We start from the raw sequence: 21922 nt of genomic DNA, 5'->3' as shown, positions 1-21922 counted from the left end.
GGGACCGGGCTTGCCGCGATCAACACAGGATGGCTGGCTACTGGCCGAGCCAGCCATCCATCCGTTTGCGGTTCACACCGAGGTCGCTGCCGCCATAAACCAGATGGGAGTAAATGTGCACATTTGCGCCCTCGACCCAGACTTGCGTCACATCAGGAAACCCCCAGATGAGCGAGCGATGCACAAACACCATCGGCGGATTTGCTGCCGATCCCGACAGTTTTTTGGTGCGCGGGGTGTCCGCAATGGATTTTTCCAATCCCGTCAAATCGACGTCCGCAGCAGGCCGGACAACATAAAACCCGCCTTCCATCGGATACGCGCCGGGTGCCCGGCTCCGGTCAACCGGCGGCACATCTTCCGGCCCGACCGGCGTCAAGCGGATATAGAGATCGCCTAGAACGGCAAGCAGAACCACGAGCCCTGCGCCCAAAAAAATGAATTTCATGATCTATACCAATTCCGTCATTTCGGCATGCCACAGGACCAGCGGATGATCCGGATGCGTCCCGCCTTAGTCCTGCTTCAAGTGATCCCGCCAGCTGTGCTTGGGTTGAAATCCGAGAAGATCCTTCGCTTTTTTGTTTGAGTAGAACGTCTCGTTCGGACCGATATCCGACACGTTTACGCCCTGATAGTAGGCGTCGATCAGTTCGGCGGATGACAGACCGACCGAGTGGTCATTGTTCGAGACATTGAAGACTTCAAACCCGAGACCGTCGACCGCCAGGCACCGGTCGACCATTTCCCCCAAATCGCGGGCATCGATATATGCAAAGAAATTCCGCAGCCGAAGCGAGGGATCCGCGAGATAATCGGGAAAATTTTGCGCGTATTCATGAGGCTCGACAACGTTGTTGATCCGCAAGCCGTAAATGTCGAAGCCCGAACGCTTCTGAAAGCTGCGGGCGGTCACCTCATTGACCACTTTCGACATGGCATAGCTGTCCTCGGGCACCACGGGATGTTGCTCATCGATCGGCAGATAGTCCGGCTTGCGTTCGCCGTCGGCAAAGCAGATGCCATACGTCGTTTCAGAGGATGCGAACACGATTTTCCTGACCCCGAACTTCACCGCCGCATCGATCACGTTGTAGGTGCCAAGCGTGTTTACACGATAGCATTCGTTGTCAGTGGTCATCAGGATGCGCGGGACGGCCGCAAAATGCACAACAGCGTCGAATCTCGGAACACCCGTCCCAGGTTCCAACTCCTCAAAACCCGCATAGCTGGACATAACATCATACATCTGGCCGGCATCAGTAATATCGGCAATCCGGTCGCTCACGCCGGGATGGTCAAGCGGCACTTTGTCCACGTTGAGCACCCTGTGCCCCTTCTCAACGAGGTAGGCAATCGCATGACGGCCGGCCTTCCCGGATCCGCCGGTGAACAAAATCCGCATAAAACATCCTCCCGGTTCCCAGCGCACAGACTGCTCCGGGACGAAGCGAAAAGGCAACCGGAAACACAACGGGTTTTGCGCACAGAGCCAGCGTCTGCGTTTTGCCGGCAGAAGGGACCATCGGCGGCCGGCCCACCTCACGAAAGCGTGAGAACGTTTTCAAGCTGAACAGGCTGCCTGCCTTAGAAATCCCGTTTTGCGCGCTGTATTTGTGAGGGACAAACATTCATTGTCGACAGGCCGAGCCTCTTTCAGACGTTAAGGAGAGATCAGCATGACGAAAGCGATCATCACACGGCGCAGCCTCATCGCCGCCGGCGGTGCTGCCGCACTTGCCGGCGCGCTGGCATCAGGCGCAGGCCGCCTCATCGTCCCCGCCCAAGCCAAGGGGGTCGCCCCGACCCCGTCCATGCGCGGCGGCTCGAACAACTACCGCCCTGGCGCGCCAATTGTGGAACGCATTGGCAGCGGTGGCTTCTTGATGACCGGCACCGTCCGCCGTGCCGGTGACGGCGCTCCGATGCCGGGCCAGCGCATCCAGATTTGGGCGCATACCACGGAAGGGCACGAGCGCGATCCGCAAAGCCACGGTGCGACCCTGACCGACGAAAACGGCGAGTTCAGCCTCGACATGCCGCAAATCGTGCCTGCCTTCGGGCAGCCGCACGGACACCTTGCCTATGACAGCGGCGATTTTAAAACTGTGTTCCTGCGTCCGGTGATGCCAAGCGCGCGGCACAAGACACTTGCCGCTCATTTCGTGCTTGAACCTGCCTGACCCGGCTTGATACTCAATCTCCCCAAATTACGGGCCAAAGGCCATCCGTGGTCTTTGGTCTTCTGGGCCGCGGTGGTGATTGCCAGCACCGTTCCGGTGGCCGTTGCCGCGTTCAGCCCTTTGCTGCAATGGCGCCAACCGGTTTATATCGCAGCCGGTTTCGCAGGGATAATCGGCCTCGTGGTCCTTCTGTATCAGCCGCTTCTGGCTGGAGGTTACATGCGCTGGCTTCCGGCATCGCGGGCCCGCGCGCTGCACCGGTGGCTTGGAGCCGGCCTGGTGATCACCGTCCTGATCCATGTTGGCGGTCTTTGGGTCACCAGCCCGCCAGATGTTGTCGACGCATTGCTGTTCCGCTCGCCAACGCCGTTTTCAGTGTGGGGTGTCACGGCAATGTGGGCTGTGTTTGCCGCAGCCGGCCTGGCCGTATTTCGCAAACGCCTTCGCCTACCGCCCCGTGTCTGGCGCCGGATACACACCTCGCTGGCCATCATCACGGTTGGCAGCACGATCACTCATGCACTCCTGATTGAGGGTGCAATGGGCACGATGTCCAAGGTTTCGCTGTGTGTTGCGGTCGCCGCTGCTACGCTCAAGACCATTGTCGACCTGAAAATTTGGCGGTCTCCAGCCCGAAACCGCGCTTGATGGTGCGAAACACGCTCTTGCAACCTTGACGAATACGGCGAAGTTGCGACATACCCCTAAAATTTAGTAGTCAATCTTGCCAAAATTTAACTGGCAAATGGATCAATTCCATCCCATCTGGGATGATACGGCCACTGGGGGCGCCGTTTTCCCTTACTTTCGACCCGCCTTCCGGCCTGGTGCGCAAGAACAACCTGAAACAATTTCCAAAAGGCGCGAAACAATGCCGTTGCTTCTCAAAATCCTTCCGATAATCGGATCAAGTCTCGTCTTCATGGCCACGGAAATCGGCTATTTTCTGATGGCCGATCAGTTTCAGTCCGAACGGCGCACCGGCTGGCTCGCCGGCGACCGCGTGCCAATGATGGTGACCATCGTGTTGTTCCTGATTTTCATGGCCAGCTTTTACGGGACATTCGGCGCAGCGCTTTTGCTGCCATTCCATCCACTGATTGATGCTTTCATCGGTCTGTGCGCCGTTTCGCTCGCAACCGTGGGCGCATACCAGTTTCACAAGTACCTCGACAAATCCGAGGAAACGGAGACTGCCAAGGCGGCTTGATCGGCAAGTTCTCGGGCGCTAGCGGTCGAGCCCAAAGCCCCGCTGGCGCCAGAGTTTTTCGCCGACAAGGCAATCATAGGGTTTGCCGAATGTGATTTGGGCAGGAACAACCCGCCGGTCTTCCGGCAAAATTCCGTCCGGCACTGCACCAATTTCCAGAACGAGCTTGCGGCGCACCGCTTCGGGAAACTGGTCCCAGGAATTCACCGGGATCATGAAGCTGAGTGGCCCGCCAATGACGCAACGCCGATAGTATTCATCCAAGTCCGGAATATTGAACTGAGAGCCATAGCCGCCGGTGGTGATCAGAGGCAGGCCGTTGATGGTAATGCCTTTGGCAAGCGCTTCGTCGCGCGCGGCCGTTACCGGCAAGCCCTGATTGTTCGGCCCGTCGCCTGATACGTCAATGACTTTACGTTCAGCGATGAAGGGCATGTTCTCCAGTGCTTCGACAGCATGGTAGATGCCGCCGGAAATGGACGTCCGGCGTTCGCCGCGCACATGTTCGGTGCGCAATTTCGCAGCGATCAGCTCCGCATCTTCCGGGCTTTCAATAACCGTCCAGCCCATGATCTCGCGGGAATAGGTGTTGTTGGCCCATTCGAAGAACGTCACCGCGATCCGCTGGTGAGCCCCCTGCCGGATCGCCTGCATGACTTCACCACTGGTAATCGCCGCCGCATACCCGCGCCGCTGGATGCCCATTTCCTCATAGGACATCGACAGCGACACATCGACAGCCATCACGAGTGCGACATCCACCCGCTGAGGCTCCTGCGCGCGAACCGGGGTGAGCGCAAGCAGCAAAAACAGAGTAGTCAAAATGCAGTTGCTAAGGGCAAAGCGTTGTCTCATGGACAAGAGCGTAGTCTATTCCTCGTCCAGCGGCATGCACAGATCTGCAGAACATTGATAAACGATCTGTGATGACGCAAAGGAAATTGAGTAACCTACTCTGCAGGCTGTGCCTTTTGCGCCTGGCGCTTTTCAAACTGGTACATCCCGGTATCCCAGATCCACGCGGAAAGATGGCCGAGGCCGATGCCCGTCCGCATTTCGAATTCTTCAAAATGGAACCTGGAGGCTTTCAAGCCTTTCAGAATCAAGCCTGATTTCAACGCCTTGCGCATGGCCACGGGACCGCAAAAGAACACATGAGCCTCGCTCAGGCGGCCGCCAAGATCGTCGATCACCCGCTCCGGGGTCAGCCGCACGCCCTCCGCCGAGTTGACGATGATCAGTTCAAGATCCGGCAGCGACTCAGCCAGTTTCTCCAACTCCACAGCGTAGGGGATATCCCCGGTGTCCCGCACGCAGTAGTAAAGCTTTACCGGACCCGATTTACGGTTCTTCAAGCTTTCCGCAAAAGCCAGAAACGGCGTGATGCCAATTCCGGCACCAACCCATACCTGCGGCGCAGTGCCGGACGGCAAGGTGAAGTGCCCATGCGGTCCGCTGACAGTAGCTTCCTCGCCGACTTTCAGGTGCTTTCCCAAACGATGGGTGTAGTTGCCCAAATCTTTGATCGAGAATCTCAAGGTTCTATCCCCTGTCGGCGCATCCGACAATGTGAACGGATGTTCCTCCGACAAACCGCTGCCTTTGAAGGACAAAAAAGCGAACTGACCGGGCTTATGCCGCATGCCTCTGCTTTTTGGAGACAGGACGACGTCTGTAACGCTGCCAAGACGCTTAACCGACTGAACCACGTAGGCGTGGCCGCGGGGCGCCATTGGCCGGACCACAGAAATCCAGACATAACTGGCCAACCCGAGGATACAAAATACTGAAATGTAAAGACCGAGCGGTTCGAAGTTAGAGAACGGCTTTTCAATGAAGAAGAAATGGAACGCCCCCATTGCAAAGAAAATGCCGATAAACCGGTGGGTCCACTTCCACAAATGATAGGGAATGAACGTGATTGCCGATGCCAGTATGAGAATAAGCAGGCCGTAGAGCGAAACCTCGCCAATGTCTTCGGCGATGCCAGCCAGCGGTCCGCCACGCAGCCCGTTCATTTCCGCATCGATAATATCGTGCAGCCCCATCAGCACCAACGCGGTAACGCCAAGCCACTTGTGCAGGACATAAATGCGGTCGAGACTGCCGAAAATGGTTTCTAGCCCGGCGACACGCGTAGCAAGGAACTGATTGATTCCCATCAGGATCAGGGCGGACGAACCCAGATACTGGCTAAACAGGGCAACCGCATCCCGCTCCCCTGCCAACGGCGCAAACCAGATGACCGGCACAAGGGTCGCAAAAACAATCAGGATCAGTCCGGGCAGGCGCATTGCAATATCCGTTCACTCGATCAGCATGGCAGCAGACCAAAAAAGTCTATCCCACACGCCGTAGAGGACAGATGAGCAGGGCGCAAGCGGCATCCAATCTGCTTTTGCAGCGCTGAGTCTCTTGAGACGCTGGTATGAAACCAAGTTAAGACGCAGACTTCTCTCAGCCCCGGCGGCGGCCGCGGCGGCGGCCACCGCCTGCACCTTCGGCCGCCGATTCCTCGCGGGCAGCATCGGCTTCAAGGTTGGGCGGAGACACCAGCGGGCCGATATTGGCCAGCACGTCCTCAAGGCTCGGTCGGTCTCCCTGGACGTGCGCGTCCAAGGCACCGCGCATGGCCGCCAGATGGCCAGACGACGTGCCGCAGCATCCACCAATGATCCGCGCCCCGGCATTGAGGGCCATGTGGGCGTATTTCGCCATGAGTTCGGGCGTGCCGGTATAGACGACTTCGTCACCGCGGATCTCGGGAATGCCGCAATTGGCCTTGGCCACGACGATCAGGTCCGGATCGGCTGCCGTCATGTCCATAATCGCCGCCAGAAGGTCGGAGGCGCCGACGCCGCAGTTGGAGCCCAGCGCTGCAGGCGTGCAGGCAAATTCGGTCTTGAGCTGCGCCATGCCCTTGGGGCTCAAGCCCATCATGGTCTTGCCGGCCGTATCGAAGCTCGCCGTGATGACCAGGGGGATGTCCCGGCCCTTCGCCGCTTCGGCCGCGGCCTTCATTTCCTCGACAGCCGACATCGTCTCGACCCACAAAATGTCCGCACCGCCCTCGATCAGGCCGTCGATCTGTTCCGCAAAGGCCTCGACCGCCTCCTCATAACTCAGCGCACCCAGCGGCTGGAACAGCTCGCCCGTCGGCCCGATGGAGCCCGCGATCAGAACTTCGCGGCCCGAAGCCTCGGCAACGTCCCGAGCCAGCCATGCCCCGGCCGCATTGAGTTCCTTTACCCGGCCTTCGGCGTTGTGCAGCTTGAGCCGGTGGCGGTTGGCCCCAAACGTGTTGGTCAGGATGATGTCGGACCCGGCGTCGACAAAGCCTTGATGAAGTTTGCGGATTTTGTCCGGCTCATCGACATTCCACAGTTCCGGCGCATCGCCCGAGGTCAGCCCCATGTCAAAGAGCGTTGTTCCGGTTGCGCCATCGGCCAGCAGAGCGCCTTTGGCGGCCAAAAGATCTTCAAGTTTCGACATGCATTCCAGCCCTGTTTCGCAGCCAGCCGCCGCGTTGGTTCTTGTTGTATCTGCCATAACAGAACCCGCGCGGATGTCCACGCGGGTTTTGTCGTTTCAAACTTTGACACGTCACGACCAGACTTCACCCGGCATTCCGTACCTTGACCGTGCCAAGACCACTTCATGTGCGAATCGGAAGCGGCGTGGGTGCCCGGATCAAGCCCGGAGATGAGGCCTATCTGCCCCCCCCGGCGTGACGCGGGACCTGAGCCGCATGGCCCCGGCGCAAGGCCGGGGCGGCAAAGACGGAGAGAAAAGCGCTTAGCTGCGCGGCTTGGCATTTTCCGGATCGTAGAGCGGCGCATAGCCGACACCAACCACTTCAACCGGATAGGTTTCGGCGAAGTACTCGACATTCAGCTTCCGGCCGACCTGAGCATACTCATGGGGCAGATAGGCGAGCGCGATGTTCTTGCCGATGGTCGGGCCATAGGCGATCGACGTCGTGTAGGACCGGCGGCCGAGTTCATCGACCAGGGTTTCGCCTGTTTCCGGATCCATGACAGGCAGAATGCCGACCGGAAACCGCTTGAGGCCGGTAATGTCGGTGTTCTCGCTCATCACCAGCGTGCAGAGCATTGCCGGCTGGTGCTCGCGGGCCCGGTATTCCAGATGCTTGGCCTTGCCGCGGAAATCGGCTTCCTTGACCTTCGGGCGGGCCAGATCCGCTTCATACAGGTTGTACTGGGTCAAAAGGTCCGCGTTTTGAAGGCGAAGCGACTTTTCCATCCGGCGCGAGTTTGCGTAGGTCTCGATGCCGACGGCCATGATGCCGAGATCGCGCAGAGCGTCCCACACCGCGAGGCCGTCTTCATACTTCATATGAAGTTCCCAGCCCTGCTCGCCGACATAGGAGAGCCGCAGCGCCATGACCTTCTTGCCGGCAATTTCGATCTCGCGCAGCGCGGCGAAGGGGAAGTTTTCCGGATCGAGCGCGGCCGGATCGGACACGGCCTTTTTCAGGTTCTCGCGGGCATTGGGGCCCCAGATCCCGATGGTGGTGTATTTCTCGCTGACGTCGGTGACGGTGACATCGAAGCCTTTGTCTTCCGCGACGCGGCGGACGTAGTGCAGGTCGCGCGGTCCGGCATCAGCGCCGTCGACCACGCGGCAGCGGTCAGCCATGCGGAAGATGGTCAGATCGGCGCGCACCATACCCTCGTCATCGAGGAAATGGGTGTAGATGCCCTTGCCGATGTTGTTGTCGCCGCCGATCTTGGCCGCGCATAGCCATTCCATCAGCGCCAGATGATCCGGGCCTTCAACGTCGAACATGTAGAAGTGCGACAGGTTGATGATCCCGCAATCCTCGCTGAGCGCCAGGTGTTCGGCGTTGGACACACGCCAGAAGTGGCGGCTGTCCCACTCGTTTTCGCGCACGGGGATCTGGTTGCCGTATTTTTCCAAAAGATGCTCGTTGGCGGCATAGCCATGGGCGCGCTCCCAGCCGCCCAGCTCCATGAAGTAACCGCCGAGCTCGACCTCGCGCTCGTAGAAGGGCGAGCGCTTGATGTTGCGGGCATTGGCATAGGGCTCACGCGGATGGATCGCCGGGAAGTAGATCTTTTGCGCTGCTTCATAGCACCGGCCCTCGATGAACTCTTCGGTGAGCTGATGCGAATAAAAGCGTGAATAGTCGATCGACGCATGGTCAATCTCGGTCCGGCCGTCGGTGATCCAGTCGGCCACCAGCTTGCCGTAGCCCGGACCGTCCTTGACCCAGATCGCAACGCAGTACCAGAGCCCGCGCACCTTCTGGCTTTCGCCGACGGACGGGCCGCCCGCGGCGGACACCTGCAGCAGACCGTTGAACGACCAGGTTTCATTGTAGCCCAGCTCGCTCAGGATCGGCGTCAGTTCCATCGCCTTTTCCAGCGGCTCAATCACCTGCTCCAGTTCCAGATCGCGCTGGGAGGGTGACAGGCGGGCTTCTTCCTTTTCCTGAAGGTCGCGCGGGTGGCACATGCGCGGATGGGTGGTTTCATAATACCCCCACTCGATCTGACCGCCCTCGGTGGTCTTGGGATCGCCCGTGTCGCGCATATAGGCCGAGTTGCCCTGATCGCGCAGCAGCGGGTAGCCGATGTCCTTGCCGGTGCCCTCGAACTCGTTAAACGGACCGAAGAATGTCAGCGGGTGGTCCACCGGCATCACGGGCAGGTCTTCGCCAACCATCTCGGCAATGAGGCGGCCCCACAAGCCGGCACAAACAATCACATGATCGGCCATGATCGTGCCGCGGTGGGTTTTCACGCCCTTGATGCGGCCGTCTTCCACGATCAGCGATTGGGCCGGCGTGTTGGCGAAGGATTTCAGCTTGCCGCTCTCAACGCCCATATCGACCAGCTTGCCGGAGAGCGCCTGCGACCGCGGCACCACAAGTCCCGCATCCGGATCGTAGAGGCCGCCCTGAACCTGATCTTCCTCGATCAGTGGGAACTTTTCCTTGATCTCGGCAGGGGTCACGAGATGGGCGCGGGTGCCGAAAGCTTTGCCGGAAGACACTTTGCGCTTGATCTCTTCCATCCAGAAATCGTCGCCGGTTCGGGCCACTTCCAGGCCGCCGATTTTCTCATACGCGCCCATTTTCTCGAAAAACTCGACCGAATAGAGCGATGTCCAGGTGGACAGATAGTCGTGGCTGGTCGTGTAGCAGAAGTCGGACGCGTGCGCCGTTGAGCCGATGTCGGTTGGAATGCCCGACTTGTCGATGCCGACAATGTCGGTCCAGCCACGCTCGATCAGGTGATGGGCAATCGATGCGCCCACGATGCCGCCCAGACCGACGATGACGATTTCTGCCTTGTCAGGAAATGCTGACATCTCTCATTCCTTTTAGTCTTCTGGATCACAAACGGCACGCTTGCGCCTGCCCTGCCCCTGTTTTGTCCTCAACATCACCGGTGGATGCGCGCCATTGCCACGACGCCCGCGCACCGCGATTTGGGAGGCAGTATTGCGAAGGACGGGACCGCTAAATAGCTTAATTACGTCATGGCGACATTATGCCCACGACATGGGCGTATTTCCCACGGCCAGCCACCACTCAACCGCAGCCCGGCAAATCAGGCCACTCCGGGGCAATCCAAACTTGCAAATGCCGCCGTGACGCTTTTGAAGTATCGGGCGACGCTTATGGACGCAGATTGGATTCGCGACTGATCAAAACTCTCAAACCGATCAATACAAGACTCTCATTGCTGGAGCACGAAAATGTCAGACGCCGCCGCATCCGCTGGACGCCGTGGAAGATCCGCCCGCCGGGAACGCCGGCAATCGAGCGCAGGAGGGATAAGCACTCCGTACATCACGCGCGGAATTCCGTTTTACGACGTGCTGAGCGATGAAGCCGCGGAGAAAATCGAAGAACAGACCGACCGCCTTCTGTGGGAGATCGGCCTGGAATTCCGCGAAGACCCCGAAGTGTTGAAAATCTGGAAGGATGCCGGGGCCGAGGTTGACGGCGAGCGGGTCCGCTTTCCGAAAGGGATGCTGCGGGAGCTGATCAAGACAGCGCCCGCGCAATTCACCCAGCATGCGCGTAATCCGGCCAGAAACGTTGAGATCGGCGGCAACAATCTGGTGTTCGCACCGGTCTATGGCCCACCTTTCGTGACAGACCTGGATCAGGGCCGGCGCTACGGCACCATTGAGGATTTCCGCAATTTCGTGAAGCTGGCTTACATGTCGCCATGGCTGCACCATTCAGGTGGCACGGTGTGCGAACCTGTCGATCTGCCGGTCAACAAGCGCCACTTCGATATGGTCTATTCCCATATCAAATATTCCGACAAGCCGTTCATGGGGTCGGTGACCGCACCTGAGCGGGCCGAAGATTCTGTCAAGATGGCGCAATTGGTGTTCGGCGAAGACTTCGTGGACCAAAACTGCGTCATGATCCAGCTGATCAATGCGAACTCCCCGCTGGTCTTTGACGCGACGATGCTCGGTGCCTTGAAAGTCTACGCGAAAAACAACCAGGCCTGCATTGTGTCGCCGTTCATTTTGGCGGGCGCGATGAGCCCTGTGACGGTTGCCGGCACTTTGAGCCAGGTTCTGGCGGAAGCTCTGGCCGGCTGCGCGCTGACCCAGCTAATCCGTCCCGGCGCACCGGTCGTGTTCGGGGCATTTGTCAGCTCGATCTCGATGCAGTCCGGCGCGCCGACCTTCGGCAGCCCGGAAGGCTCACTCCTGCTGAACGGCGCCTCGAAACTGGCCCGCCGTGCCGGCTTGCCGTTCCGGTCCGGCGGATCATTCACCGCCTCCAAGGTGCCGGATGCCCAAGCCGCGCAGGAATCCGCACAAACAATCGCCGCAACGGTCCAAAGCGGGGTCAACTTCTGCCTTCACGCAGCGGGCTGGCTGGAAGGCGGGCTCTGCTCGTCCTATGAGAAGTTCGTCATGGATGCCGACCAACTCGGCATGATGCATGTCCTCGCCAGAGGAATTGACACTTCTGACGAGGCGATGGCCATGGACGCACTTCAAGAAGTTGGGCCAGGCGGCCACTTTTTGGGCGCTGCCCATACGCAAAGAAACTTTGAGGGCGCGTTTTACAGATCGTCCATTGCGGACAACAATTCTTACGAGCAATGGCTTGCCGACGGCGAGCTTGATGCCGCAAAACGCGCAAATACGATCTGGAAACAACAATTGCGCGCCTATACCGGCCCGGAGCTTGATCCGGCGATTGATGAGGCTTTGCTTTCCTTTATCGCAGAACGCAAAGCATCTTTTCCGGACAGCAACGTCTGATCACCGGCAAACTTCATCTCAAAGCGAAACGGCGCCATTGGCGCCGTTTTTCTTTTGCGCATAATTTTTTCATTTATTTCAATACCTGTTGCCGCTTAAAGTCAGGCGCCTTCTCAAGAAAAGCCGAAATATCTTCCGTAAAGATTCGTTCTTAAAGTTGATGGCTGGCTAATGGTCTGTGCAGCTGCTTAGGCTGGAAACCCTACAAGCCATGGGCTAGGCTGCGGGCAAAGGTGTGGAAATAATGACACAGCGGATTTTACGCTAGGGTCATGTGTTCAAGTCTTCTAGCCAAAGGAGGACAAGGGCTATAAATAGGTGGCGCTCGGCCGGCATGGATTGCCGGATCATCGGAAATGTATTAGGCGCCTGAGGCGACGACTACGGTTGAAGGTCTTTCTGTGGCTTCTCTGACTTCAAACATTGATATTATCGGTTACGCAAATCGGCTTCCCGGCGCCAATTCCCCCGATGAGTTCTGGAACCTTCTGAAATCCGGCACCTGCTCGGTCACGTCCGTGTCCGAGGACCGCTGGCCTTTGGCCCGTTTCGGTCATCCGGACCAGTCCGCCTCCGGCAAATCGTACACATGGGCCGCAGGCCAACTTGACGATGTCTGGAGCTTCGATCCATCCTTTTTCGGCATTTCTCCGCGCGAGGCACTGCAGATGGACCCGCAGCAGCGGCTGTTGCTGCAACTTGTGTGGGAGGCATTGGAACAGGCCAATGTGCGCCCGTCGGATCTGGCGGGCTCGAACACCGGTGTTTATGTCGGAGCATCTTCGCTGGACTACCACCACCGCTTTATTGCCGATCCGGCAACCGCCGACATGCAATTCATGACCGGCAACACCCTGTCGATCGTGTCTAACCGGATTTCCTACATCTATGACCTTCGCGGACCGAGCTTTACAGTCGATACCGCGTGTTCATCCTCGCTTGTGGCCCTCCACGAAGCGGTTGCCGCACTGGAAAGCGGTCAGATAGATACGGCCATCGTGTGCGGCGTCAGCCTCCTGCTGAGCCCATTTGCCTTTGTCGGCTTTTCAAGGGCCACCATGCTCTCGCCGACAGGCTTGTGCCAGGCTTTCGACGAAAATGGCGATGGCTATGTGCGTTCCGAAGGCGGTGTCGCCATTGTTCTGCGGGCGCAGCGCGCCGGGAAACTTGGCGGTTCCAAAGTCCACGCCAAGATTGTTGCATCCGGTATTAACGCCGATGGCCGGACCGTGGGCCTGTCGCTGCCCTCGCCTTATGCGCAGGCTGACCTGCTGCGGGAAATGTATACCGAGCGCGGTGTTGATCCCAAGGCACTTGCCTTTGTCGAAGCGCACGGCACCGGCACCCGCGTTGGTGATCCCGCTGAAGCGGATGCCCTTGGCAAGATTATCGGCCAAAAACGGGATGACGTTCTGCCGATAGGGTCGGTTAAAACCAATGTCGGGCACCTTGAACCGGTTTCCGGTCTCGTGGGCCTGCTGAAGGCGACCCTGGCACTTAAGAACGACCTCTTGCCGCCTTCGCTCCACTTCAACACGCCGAACCCTGACATTCCGTTCGACGACTTAAACCTGAAGGTCGCATCCGAGGCCGTTGACCTGAAACGAAACGGCTCTGCGCGTCTTGCCGGTATCAACTCCTTCGGCTTTGGCGGAACCAACGCTCACACGGTGATTGCGGATGGCGATGCGCAGGAAACGGTTCCTGAGTCTGACGGCCGGTTGGATGCGCCGTTGATCCTCTCGGCCCGCGCAACCGATGCGTTGAAGTCGCTTGCGTCATCCTACCGTGAAAAAATCGCAACAGGCTCCGCCAGCGATGCAGCACATTTGGCCGCGTCTGTGGTGCACGGCCGTGACCTTGCCTCGGAGCGCCTGATCGTGCTCGGCGATACGGTCGAAAAGCGTCTTGAAGCCCTTGATGCCTTCCTGAGCGACGAGACACAGGCCGATGCTGTCAGCGGCTCAGCCTTCAAACCTTCTGAAAAAATAGGCTTTGCCTTTGCAGGCAACGGCTCGCAATGGGCCGGGATGGGACAGGAAGCCTACCAGAAGGACATGGCCTTCCAGCAAGCCCTGGAGCGGGTCGACAAGATTTTCATGGGCATTGGCGGCTGGTCGCTGTTGACCATGCTGTTCGCCGAGGATCTGGAAAGCGATCTCGAGCGCGCGGAAGTCGCGCAGCCTCTGCTGTTCGGCATTCAGGTCGCCACGGTTGAAGCGCTTCGGTCACGTGGTCTTGAGCCGGATGCCGTCGCGGGCCATTCGGTCGGTGAAGTCGCCGCGGCCTGGTGCTGCGGTGCACTTTCCCTGGAACAGGCCGTCAAGGTCATCCATGCCCGGTCAAGCGAACAGGAAGTCATTCGGGACCTCGGCTCCATGGCGGCACTTTTGCTGCCTGCCGACAAGGCTGAGGAAGCGATTGAAAAAAGCGGGCTGCCCCGCCTCGAGCTTGCCGCTGTGAACAGCCCGCGCAGCGTCACAATATCCGGTGATGTGGACAGCCTTGACGCATTTGCGAAGTTTGCACGCAAGAACAAGTGGGCATTGCGCCGTTTGAATCTGGCGTATCCATTCCACAGCGCATTGGTCGACCCGATAAAAGAACCGCTACTGACCGCCCTTAAGGATATTCGCCCGGCCAAAGCCTCGGTGCCGTTTTATTCGACGGTGCTGCCGGGCAAAGACAGTGTTGATTTGTCTGCGGACTATTGGTGGCAAAACGTCCGCCAGCCAGTGCGGTTCGCCGATGCCGTCTCGAACATGGCCGAAGACGGCGTTGGGCTTTTTGTAGAAATCGGCCCGAAGGTCGTGCTCGCCACCTACATGAACGATGTGCTGCGTCAGGATGGCAAGAAGGCTCAGGTCCTGGCCAGTTTGGATCAGCCAGGCAAAAACACGCTGGACGTTGAAAACCCGATTTCTCGGATAGCGGCCGCCATTGTCGCCAATGGTGGACGTGTGGATCTGGACACGTATGTCGCTCCGCGTCCGGCAACGATTGCAGATCTGCCGACATATCCATGGCAGAATTCGGAGTTCAAACCCGACCCGACCGGCGAGCGGGTCGATTTCATGTTCGGCACGACATGGCCACTGCTGGGCTACCGTCTCCGTCAGGATGCGGCCGAGTGGTTCAACCACGTCAATACAGGCGTGATCAAATGGCTGGACGACCACAAGGTTGAAGGTTCAGTTGTGTTCCCGGCCGCCGGGTTCTTTGAAATGGCCCTGCGGGCTGCTCTGAGGTGGACGAAGTCCGACGCCGTTGAGCTGCGCGATTTCGACATCATCCGGCCGCTTGTCCTTGAAGACGACGAGATTTGGGAAACCATGGTCCGGGTATCGCCCGACGACCGGGTCATCGAGATCTTCTCAAAACCACGCCTGTCAGAAGGCGACTGGTCACTGAATGCGCGCGGCCACTACAGCACTCCGTCCACCTTCGGCACAGCGCCGCGCCTGCAAATGAGCGACGTTCCGGCAGACGAGATGGACCAAGACGCGCTTTATGCACTGACGGAAACCTTCGGGCTCAATTACGGCCCTGCTTTCCGGCGCGCGGAAAAGGTCGTTCGGCATGATGAGCGGACCGCAACGGTGACCTTGCTGCCACGCGCCGACAATGTGGCCAAGGAAAAACTGGCGCTCTGCCCGACCTTGGTGGACAGCGGCTTTCACGGACTGTTTGCCTTGCTTGAGGGCGTTGACGGCATCCCGGAACAGACGAGTTTTCTGCCGATCAGAGTCGGTGCATTGCGTGTGCTGCGTCCAGAAGCGGACCCGGTTTCCGTTCGCATCAAAGTCACCAAGGCCTCCCCAAGGTCAATCGAGGCAACGTTTGAGTTTCTCGATGAAAATCAGCAGGTTGTTGCCCGCTTGGCACAAGCCCGCTTCCGGGCTGTCAAACTCGGCCGGGAAAGCCGCGCAGACGAGCTCGCCTACCGCCAGATCGCCAAACTGCTGCCTGAGTACGGGCACGCCTCGCCGGTGCGGGAGCTTGTTCCGGAGGGGATTGAAAAATTTGCCGCGGATCTCGGGATCACAGCTGAAACCGCCCCGGAACCCGACGAACCGACACTGTTGATCGAAGCGCTCGGGCGAACGATCGCTCACCAGGTGTTCTGGCAGCTCAGTGGCTCCGGACGTCTCAGCATTTCGGAACTTTTGGCGTCTCAAAAACTGCATGAGAGTGCGGTTCCTCTCGCAGCCTGCCTGCTGACGTGGCTGGAAGAAGACGGACTTGCAGACGCAGCCGAAGACGGGGTTTACACCCTGAACGACCCCGCGGATGGCCCGCAACCCGATATCATCATGCAAACTGTGGTCCAGGACGGTGCGGCCCATATCAGCGAAGCGGCACTGCTCGCCCGATTGAGCACCGATCTGCCGGTCATCTTGGAAGAAGGTCTGAAGGCCAGCGCATCCGATGTGTATGCCGGCGGGCTGTTCGATGCCTATCTCACGGCGTCTCCCTCGGCGATTGCGCGGGTTGATGCCCTGAAATCCGTTACAAGCGCGCTGATCGGCCGGTGGCCAAAGGACAAGGCGCTGCGCATCCTTTTGATCGGTGCGGGATCCCAGGATCTTCCCGTGGCCGTTGATCGGGCGATCGATCTTGAACACGGGTCCATTGTGGTCACCGATCCCAATGACGCTGTCGTGTCGCGCGCAGAGCGGCTGTGGACCGGGTCGCAGGCCACACAATTTGCAGAACTTGGCGAAGAAGGGCTTGCGGAAGCAGGCGGCGAATTCGACCTGGTCGTGTTTGCATCCGCGATGTCTTCCTTGACCGAGGATCACTGGAAAGCTGTCCTGTCTGCAAGCGCGCCTTCGGCACTGATTGCTGGCGCGGAAATGCTGCCGTCCCCGGTCACGGACATGATCCGCGGTGTGGGGTCCGATTGGTGGTCGGAAACCGCGTCGTTCGTATTCCCTGTTTCCATCAGCACCGCGCACACACCCGAGGACCGCTTGTCCGAGGCAGGATTAATCGATATCGCCGCACAGCCAATCAACACGGCGGCCGGTGAGATGGATTTCGTCTTTGCCACTGTGCCCGTAGCGTCCGAGGCTGACGGTGCAGCCGAAGCCGGCGATGAAGACGCAGCATCAAACTTGAAACGGCCGGTTGTGCTGTTTACCGATGCTGAAGGCGACGCCCGCAAACTGGCTGACGGGCTTAAGGTGTGCCTGGAACGGAAGGGCTTCGAGCCCGTCATTGCAATTGCGGGCCAGGAAACCAAGCAAACCGATGACGAATGGGTCTTGAACCCGGACAGCGATCTGGCCGAGGTCAAGATGCTTCTGTCATCGGCAAGCGGCAATCTCATTCACCTTCAAGGCGCGTATGCTGCAGGACGGTCCGCTCAAGACACGGTCGATGAGCGTACGTGGTCGCTGACACGCATCCTCAACGCTATCGGTCCGGACAAGGCACGGATCCACGTTATTGCACCAGGCGGTGGTCAGGGATTGAGCAAGGGCCAGGCCCTCGCTCCCGATCAAGCCGGTGTCTGGGCATATGGCCGCGTTGCCATAAACGAATTCCCGGACGCGAACATCAAGCTGATCGATGTGTCTCCGACGCTTGAGCCCGGCATCGCCGCCGCACGCCTTGCCGAGGAAATCGCCCACGAGAACGGCGAGCGCGAGATCATCCTCGACGGCCACAGCCGCTATGGCCTGCGCATACTGCAGGGCGGTGTATTGACCCAAAGCCGGTTGCCTGAAGGCAGCGAACCCGGCATGCGGCTCGATATTGTCCGACAGGGCGCGCTCGATCAGCTGGCATGGCAGCCGGTCGCCCGTGCCAAGCCGGAAAACACGGAAGTCGAAATCGCCGTTGAGGCAAGCGGACTAAACTTCCGCGATGTCATGTGGGCGCTTGGCCTCTTGCCCGAAGAGGCGCTGGAGGACGGGTTTGCCGGTCCGACGCTTGGGATGGAATGCTGCGGCACGGTTGTCGCGTGCGGTGACGGCGTGACGCGCTTCAAGGAAGGTGATCGGGTGATTACCTTTGCCCCGGCCTGTTTTGCCAGCCATGTGACTGTGGATCAAAGCGGCTGCGCGCCGATGCCAAGTTCGGTGTCGTCCGAAGAAGCAGCGACCATTCCGGTGACATTCCTGACCGCGTATTATGCCCTGGTTCACTTGGCGCATCTGAGCGAAGGCGAAACCGTTCTGATCCACGGCGGTGCCGGCGGTGTCGGCCTTGCGGCACTTCAAATCGCAAAATCGCGCGGCGCGCGGATCATTGCGACCGCAGGCTCGCCGGAAAAACGAAACACCCTCAAGCTTCTGGGTGCCGATGTCGTGCTCGATTCGCGCAGCCTCGCCTTTGTTGACGCGGTGATGGACGAGACCGACGGAGACGGTGTCGATGTGGTTCTCAATTCGCTGTTTGGCGAGGCCATGGAGCGCAGCATCGAGGTTCTCAAACCGTTCGGACGGTTCCTTGAGCTTGGCAAACGCGATTATTACGGCAACACGCGGATTGGCCTGCGGCCGTTCCGGCAAAACCTGACTTATTTCGGGATCGATGCCGACCAGCTTCTCACCCGCCAGCCGAAACTGGCGGAAGACCTGTTCGCCAAGCTTGTGGAGCTCTTTGAGGACGGCACGCTGTCGCCCCTGCCCTATCGATTGTTCGGGGCCGATCAGGTTGTTGATGCCTTCCGGCTGATGCAGCAGGCTGGCCATATCGGAAAGATCGTTCTCCGGCCGCCGCAGGCACCGTCGAATATCATGACTTCTGCAGAAGTCACCTTCGATCCCGATGCGGTATACCTGATTGCCGGCGGGTTTGGCGGATTTGGCGCTGAACTCCAACGCCGCCTCGTTGATCTCGGTGCCCGCAACATAGCGGTCCTCAGCCGCCGTGGAGCAGATAGCGAAGAATCCCAAGCCGTTATCTCCGAGCTGCTCAGCCGCGGCGCGACCGTCACCGGATACGTCTGCGATATCACGGATGGAGCGAAGATATCAGAAGCGCTCAACACAATCCGGGCTGCGGGCAAACCTCTCAAGGGCGTGTTTCATACGGCCATGGTGCTGAATGACGTCTTGATCTCCAACCTTGATCACGACGGTCTCACCCGCGTTCTGGCACCGAAGGTCCAAGGCGCTGAACTGCTTGATCAGCTCACCTTTGAGGATCCGCTGGATCATTTCGTCCTGTATTCGTCCGCAACAACGCTTGTCGGCAATCCGGGCCAGGCAAATTATGTTGCAGCCAACGGATATCTCGAAGGTTTGGCGCGGCGACGCCGGGCACAGGGCAAGCCGGGACTGGCCGTTGCTTGGGGCGCGATTTCCGACGCCGGCTATTTGGCCCGCAATGAGGACGTCAATGAATTGCTGTCCCGCAAGCTGGGCCGTCATGCGCTCACCGCCCGTGAGGCGCTGGATGGACTGATGCAGCTGATGAGCCTGCCGCAGGACACACAGGCCAATGCGGCGGTCGGCTTTGCCCGTATCGATTGGCAGGCCGCGCGCAAGGACCTGGCTCTCATGGGCAGCCCACTTGTTGCGCTTCTTGGTCTCGGTTCGGAAGAAGACGGGGCCGGTGCGGAAGGCGCGATCGATCTTCACGCATTGCTGGAAGGTCTCGACAAGGTGGCAGCTGCACAAACCGTTGCCAAACTGCTCGCCGGCGAAATCGGGAAAATCCTGCGGATCTCGCCTGAAGAGATCGACCATCACAAACCGCTTTCCGATATTGGAATGGATTCACTGATGGCGCTTGAGCTGCGGATGAGTGCGGAGCGACAACTTGGCATCGATATCCCGTTGATGTCTCTGGCAAATGGAGCGACACTCATTGATCTGTCCGCCCGCGTTGCCGGCCGCGTGCTTGGTGAGGAGGCAGACGGATTGTCGAGTGAAAGCCAGCAGCTGGCCAGCCAGCACATGGCAAGTGAATTGGACGAGACAACCGATCTTTCCGATGTTGCGGCCAAGGTCGAGGGCAAAAGCCGCGAAATGGGGTCATTCCTTTGACGGATTCAAAAAACGGAAATCAGCGACTTGCGCCTCAAGAGCGCGAGAAACTCATGACGAGCCTGAAAGCAGGCCGCCGGTCGGCGCGCGACCGCAAACCGGCACCGCAGCTCAAGTCCGTGGCTGAAAAGCCGCACAAGAAAGCCTATGATTTCCGTGAGTTGCCGCAAATCAAGCAGCTACAGATGCACCGCGCGGCCGCGGACATGATGGGTATCGAAAACCCGTTTTTTCGACCGCATGATGGCCTTGCAGCCGGTACCACCGAAATCGACGGCAAGCCGCATGACAATTTTGCATCCTACAATTACCTCGGCCTCAATGGCCATCCGGACGTGAACGCAGCGGCTACCGCAGCACTTGAAAAATTCGGAACCAGTGTTTCCGCCAGCCGCATTGTTGCCGGCGAGCGTCCACTCCATGGCGAGCTGGAACAGGCCCTCGCCCGCATTCACGGAACCGAGTCGGCCATCGTCATGGTCTCGGGCCATGCAACCAACGTGACGACGATCGGCCATCTCATGGGCAAAGGCGATCTGGTTCTCACCGATACCCTGGTGCACAATTCGATTGCCGAGGGAGTGCGGCTGTCAGGCGCGACGCGCATCAATTTCCCGCATGGCGATCTCGATGCGCTTGAAAAGCTGCTCGCCGAAAACCGGCACAAATTCGACAATGTGCTGGTCATCGTTGAAGGACTATACTCGATGGACGGCGACTTCCCGGATCTCAAGCGGGTCGTGCGTCTCAAGCAATCCTATGATGCCTGGCTGATGGTGGACGAGGCCCATTCCATCGGTGTCCTTGGAAAAACCGGCCGCGGGATCGCGGAACACTTTGACATCGATCCAAGCGAAGTCGAATTGTGGATGGGAACGCTGTCCAAGACGTTTTCATCCTGCGGTGGCTATATCGCAGCTTCCAAGGTTCTGTGTGACTACCTCAAGGTCTCGGCGCCGGGATTTGTCTTTTCCGTTGGCCTCTCTCCTGCTCTGACAGCGGCTGCCATCAAGTCTGCGGATTTGCTGCTGCGCGAACCGGAGCGGGTCGCCAAGCTAAAGGAAAACGGTCATCTGTTTTTGAAGCTGGCCAGGGCGGCCGGTCTCGATACCGGTCCGAGCATGGGCTATGCGGTCGTGCCGGTGATTGTTGGCGATTCTGCCAGCGCGGCAATCCTGTCAAACCGGCTGCTTGCGCGCGGTGTCAACGCCTTGCCGATCATCTTCCCGGCTGTTCCGGAAAAATCGGCACGGATCCGGTTCTTCATCACCAGCGAGCACACGGCTGAACAGATCGAACGGGCTGTGGCCATTACCGTTGAAGAACTTGAGGCGCTGCAATCAGGCGGCTCTGCGGTAGACCGGCTGGTCAAGGCTGCGAAATAGCGGCCGGCTCGACTGAACAGCGAAAGCCCTCAATCCCGCTTTTGACCCTCGCCCAAGTAGCGGGGGTCTTTTTCGATATGCGCTTCAAAGCCGCCCATGAACAAGTCGGCCAGTTTTGGCGGCAAAAGGTTTTGCAGGTAGATGCCGGCAGCGAGCGGAAAAGGGAATGCATACACCGCCTTTTGCTTCATGATCGCGCGATACATGAGCTTTGCCGCCTTGTCCGCTGATATCTCGAAGGGTTTTGAGCCCTTGTGGCGCGCGGACATCGGCGTTGTGACAAAGCCCGGGCAAAGAACGGTCACCGACACGCCAAAAGGTTTCAACCAGCCTCTGAGGGCGTTCCCGTAGGCAATAATTGCGGCCTTGGTGGCACTGTAGGTCGGCATATCCGGCAGAGCCCGCAAGCCCGCCAGTGATGACACCAGAACCACCTGGCCACGGCCACGTTTGCGCATGGCCTCCGCCAGACCGGAGACGGTATGAACAGCGGCCCGGTAATTGATGTCGATTTGCCGCTCGACCTCGTGTTCGTCTTCGCGCGACCGGTCCGGGCCCAGCCCCGCCGTGACACCGGCATTTGCGATCACCAGATCGACCGGTGTCGTTTCGTCAAAAGCGGACAACACCTTTGCGAGGGCATCGCCATCGCGTATGTCAACGGTCTCATATGCAGCCTCGCTGCCGGCCTCGGCGAGTTTTTCACTGAGTCTTTTGAGTTTGTCGCCGTCTCGCGCGATCAACAAAAATCTGCGGCCCGGACGGGCCATCTGGAGGGCGAGCGCTTCTCCGATCCCCCCGCTTGCGCCGGTCAAGACAATGGTTCGCGGATCAAATCGTGCCATTGCAGGCTGC

Annotated in this window: 13 protein-coding genes; 6 read left to right on the top strand and 7 right to left on the bottom strand. The window is 59.1% G+C overall.

Annotated features, from left to right (window positions below; translation table 11 throughout):
* Positions 1-37 precede the first annotated feature (37 nt).
* Both JM93_RS08810 and JM93_RS08805 read right to left on the bottom strand, forming a co-directional pair.
* Positions 38-448 (bottom strand): DUF1499 domain-containing protein, encoded by a 411-nt coding sequence (locus JM93_RS08810; RefSeq protein WP_145342383.1) that lies wholly within the window; start codon positions 446-448, stop codon positions 38-40.
* Positions 449-514: 66 nt separating this feature from the next.
* Positions 515-1405 carry an NAD-dependent epimerase/dehydratase family protein gene (locus tag JM93_RS08805; protein ID WP_145342381.1) on the bottom strand — a complete coding sequence of 297 codons (891 nt, stop codon included), beginning with the start codon at positions 1403-1405 and terminating at the stop codon, positions 515-517.
* 274 nt (positions 1406-1679) lie between these two features.
* On the opposite strand from JM93_RS08805, the gene JM93_RS08800 reads away from it, so the two are divergent.
* The 3 genes from JM93_RS08800 to JM93_RS08790 all read left to right on the top strand — a co-directional run bounded on the left by JM93_RS08800 (position 1680) and on the right by JM93_RS08790 (position 3393).
* Complete coding sequence (locus tag JM93_RS08800; protein ID WP_145342379.1) at positions 1680-2183, top strand: peptidase associated/transthyretin-like domain-containing protein; 504 nt, start codon at positions 1680-1682, stop codon at positions 2181-2183.
* A gap of 6 nt (positions 2184-2189) precedes the next feature.
* The gene (locus tag JM93_RS08795; RefSeq protein ID WP_244300790.1) at positions 2190-2831 is read left to right on the top strand and encodes a ferric reductase-like transmembrane domain-containing protein; all 642 of its coding nucleotides are present in this window, start codon (positions 2190-2192) and stop codon (positions 2829-2831) included.
* A gap of 223 nt (positions 2832-3054) precedes the next feature.
* The gene (locus JM93_RS08790; protein ID WP_145342377.1) at positions 3055-3393 is read left to right on the top strand and encodes a hypothetical protein; all 339 of its coding nucleotides are present in this window, start codon (positions 3055-3057) and stop codon (positions 3391-3393) included.
* Positions 3394-3411: 18 nt separating this feature from the next.
* Here JM93_RS08790 and JM93_RS08785 read toward each other — a convergent pair whose 3' ends face one another.
* The 4 genes from JM93_RS08785 to JM93_RS08770 all read right to left on the bottom strand — a co-directional run bounded on the left by JM93_RS08785 (position 3412) and on the right by JM93_RS08770 (position 9750).
* Positions 3412-4215, bottom strand: a complete 804-nt coding sequence (locus tag JM93_RS08785; protein WP_244300789.1) for a DUF1194 domain-containing protein — start codon at positions 4213-4215, stop codon at positions 3412-3414.
* A gap of 128 nt (positions 4216-4343) precedes the next feature.
* A complete protein-coding gene (locus JM93_RS08780) occupies positions 4344-5687 on the bottom strand; it encodes a ferredoxin reductase family protein (protein WP_145342373.1) in 1344 nt (447 codons plus the stop codon).
* A 163-nt stretch (positions 5688-5850) separates the two neighbouring features.
* Positions 5851-6885, bottom strand: coding sequence for a betaine--homocysteine S-methyltransferase (bmt, locus tag JM93_RS08775; RefSeq protein WP_145342635.1), 1035 nt, complete (start codon positions 6883-6885; stop codon positions 5851-5853).
* Between the two features lie 303 nt (positions 6886-7188).
* Positions 7189-9750: a GcvT family protein gene (locus tag JM93_RS08770; RefSeq protein WP_145342371.1), complete on the bottom strand. Its 2562-nt coding sequence runs from the start codon at positions 9748-9750 to the stop codon at positions 7189-7191.
* A gap of 390 nt (positions 9751-10140) precedes the next feature.
* Between JM93_RS08770 and JM93_RS08765 the strand changes: the two genes are divergently transcribed.
* From JM93_RS08765 to JM93_RS08755, 3 genes are all read left to right on the top strand, one after another.
* Positions 10141-11682 carry a trimethylamine methyltransferase family protein gene (locus JM93_RS08765; protein WP_145342369.1) on the top strand — a complete coding sequence of 514 codons (1542 nt, stop codon included), beginning with the start codon at positions 10141-10143 and terminating at the stop codon, positions 11680-11682.
* Between the two features lie 401 nt (positions 11683-12083).
* The gene (locus tag JM93_RS08760) at positions 12084-19682 is read left to right on the top strand and encodes a type I polyketide synthase (RefSeq protein WP_208995053.1); all 7599 of its coding nucleotides are present in this window, start codon (positions 12084-12086) and stop codon (positions 19680-19682) included.
* A 53-nt stretch (positions 19683-19735) separates the two neighbouring features.
* On the top strand, positions 19736-21067 hold the full coding sequence (locus JM93_RS08755) for an aminotransferase class I/II-fold pyridoxal phosphate-dependent enzyme (protein WP_145342367.1): 1332 nt from the start codon (positions 19736-19738) through the stop codon (positions 21065-21067).
* A gap of 29 nt (positions 21068-21096) precedes the next feature.
* Here JM93_RS08755 and JM93_RS08750 read toward each other — a convergent pair whose 3' ends face one another.
* A complete protein-coding gene (locus JM93_RS08750; RefSeq protein WP_145342365.1) occupies positions 21097-21912 on the bottom strand; it encodes an SDR family NAD(P)-dependent oxidoreductase in 816 nt (271 codons plus the stop codon).
* Between the last annotated feature and the right edge of the window lie 10 nt (positions 21913-21922).

Origin of the sequence: Roseibium hamelinense, assembly GCF_007830545.1 — a bacterium.
GTDB lineage: Bacteria > Pseudomonadota > Alphaproteobacteria > Rhizobiales > Stappiaceae > Roseibium > Roseibium hamelinense.
This window is presented reverse-complemented; position numbering and strand designations above follow the sequence as displayed.

What these genes read in the sequence shown, in the direction of transcription:
- bmt (WP_145342635.1), bottom strand. Translation starts at nt 6,885, where the DNA reads ATGTCGAAACTTGAAGATCTTTTGGCCGCCAAAGGCGCTCTGCTGGCC.
- JM93_RS08750 (WP_145342365.1), bottom strand. Translation starts at nt 21,912, where the DNA reads ATGGCACGATTTGATCCGCGAACCATTGTCTTGACCGGCGCAAGCGGG.
- JM93_RS08800 (WP_145342379.1), top strand. Translation starts at nt 1,680, where the DNA reads ATGACGAAAGCGATCATCACACGGCGCAGCCTCATCGCCGCCGGCGGT.
- JM93_RS08810 (WP_145342383.1), bottom strand. Translation starts at nt 448, where the DNA reads ATGAAATTCATTTTTTTGGGCGCAGGGCTCGTGGTTCTGCTTGCCGTT.
- JM93_RS08805 (WP_145342381.1), bottom strand. Translation starts at nt 1,405, where the DNA reads ATGCGGATTTTGTTCACCGGCGGATCCGGGAAGGCCGGCCGTCATGCG.
- JM93_RS08780 (WP_145342373.1), bottom strand. Translation starts at nt 5,687, where the DNA reads ATGCGCCTGCCCGGACTGATCCTGATTGTTTTTGCGACCCTTGTGCCG.
- JM93_RS08755 (WP_145342367.1), top strand. Translation starts at nt 19,736, where the DNA reads ATGACGAGCCTGAAAGCAGGCCGCCGGTCGGCGCGCGACCGCAAACCG.
- JM93_RS08765 (WP_145342369.1), top strand. Translation starts at nt 10,141, where the DNA reads ATGTCAGACGCCGCCGCATCCGCTGGACGCCGTGGAAGATCCGCCCGC.
- JM93_RS08790 (WP_145342377.1), top strand. Translation starts at nt 3,055, where the DNA reads ATGCCGTTGCTTCTCAAAATCCTTCCGATAATCGGATCAAGTCTCGTC.
- JM93_RS08770 (WP_145342371.1), bottom strand. Translation starts at nt 9,750, where the DNA reads ATGTCAGCATTTCCTGACAAGGCAGAAATCGTCATCGTCGGTCTGGGC.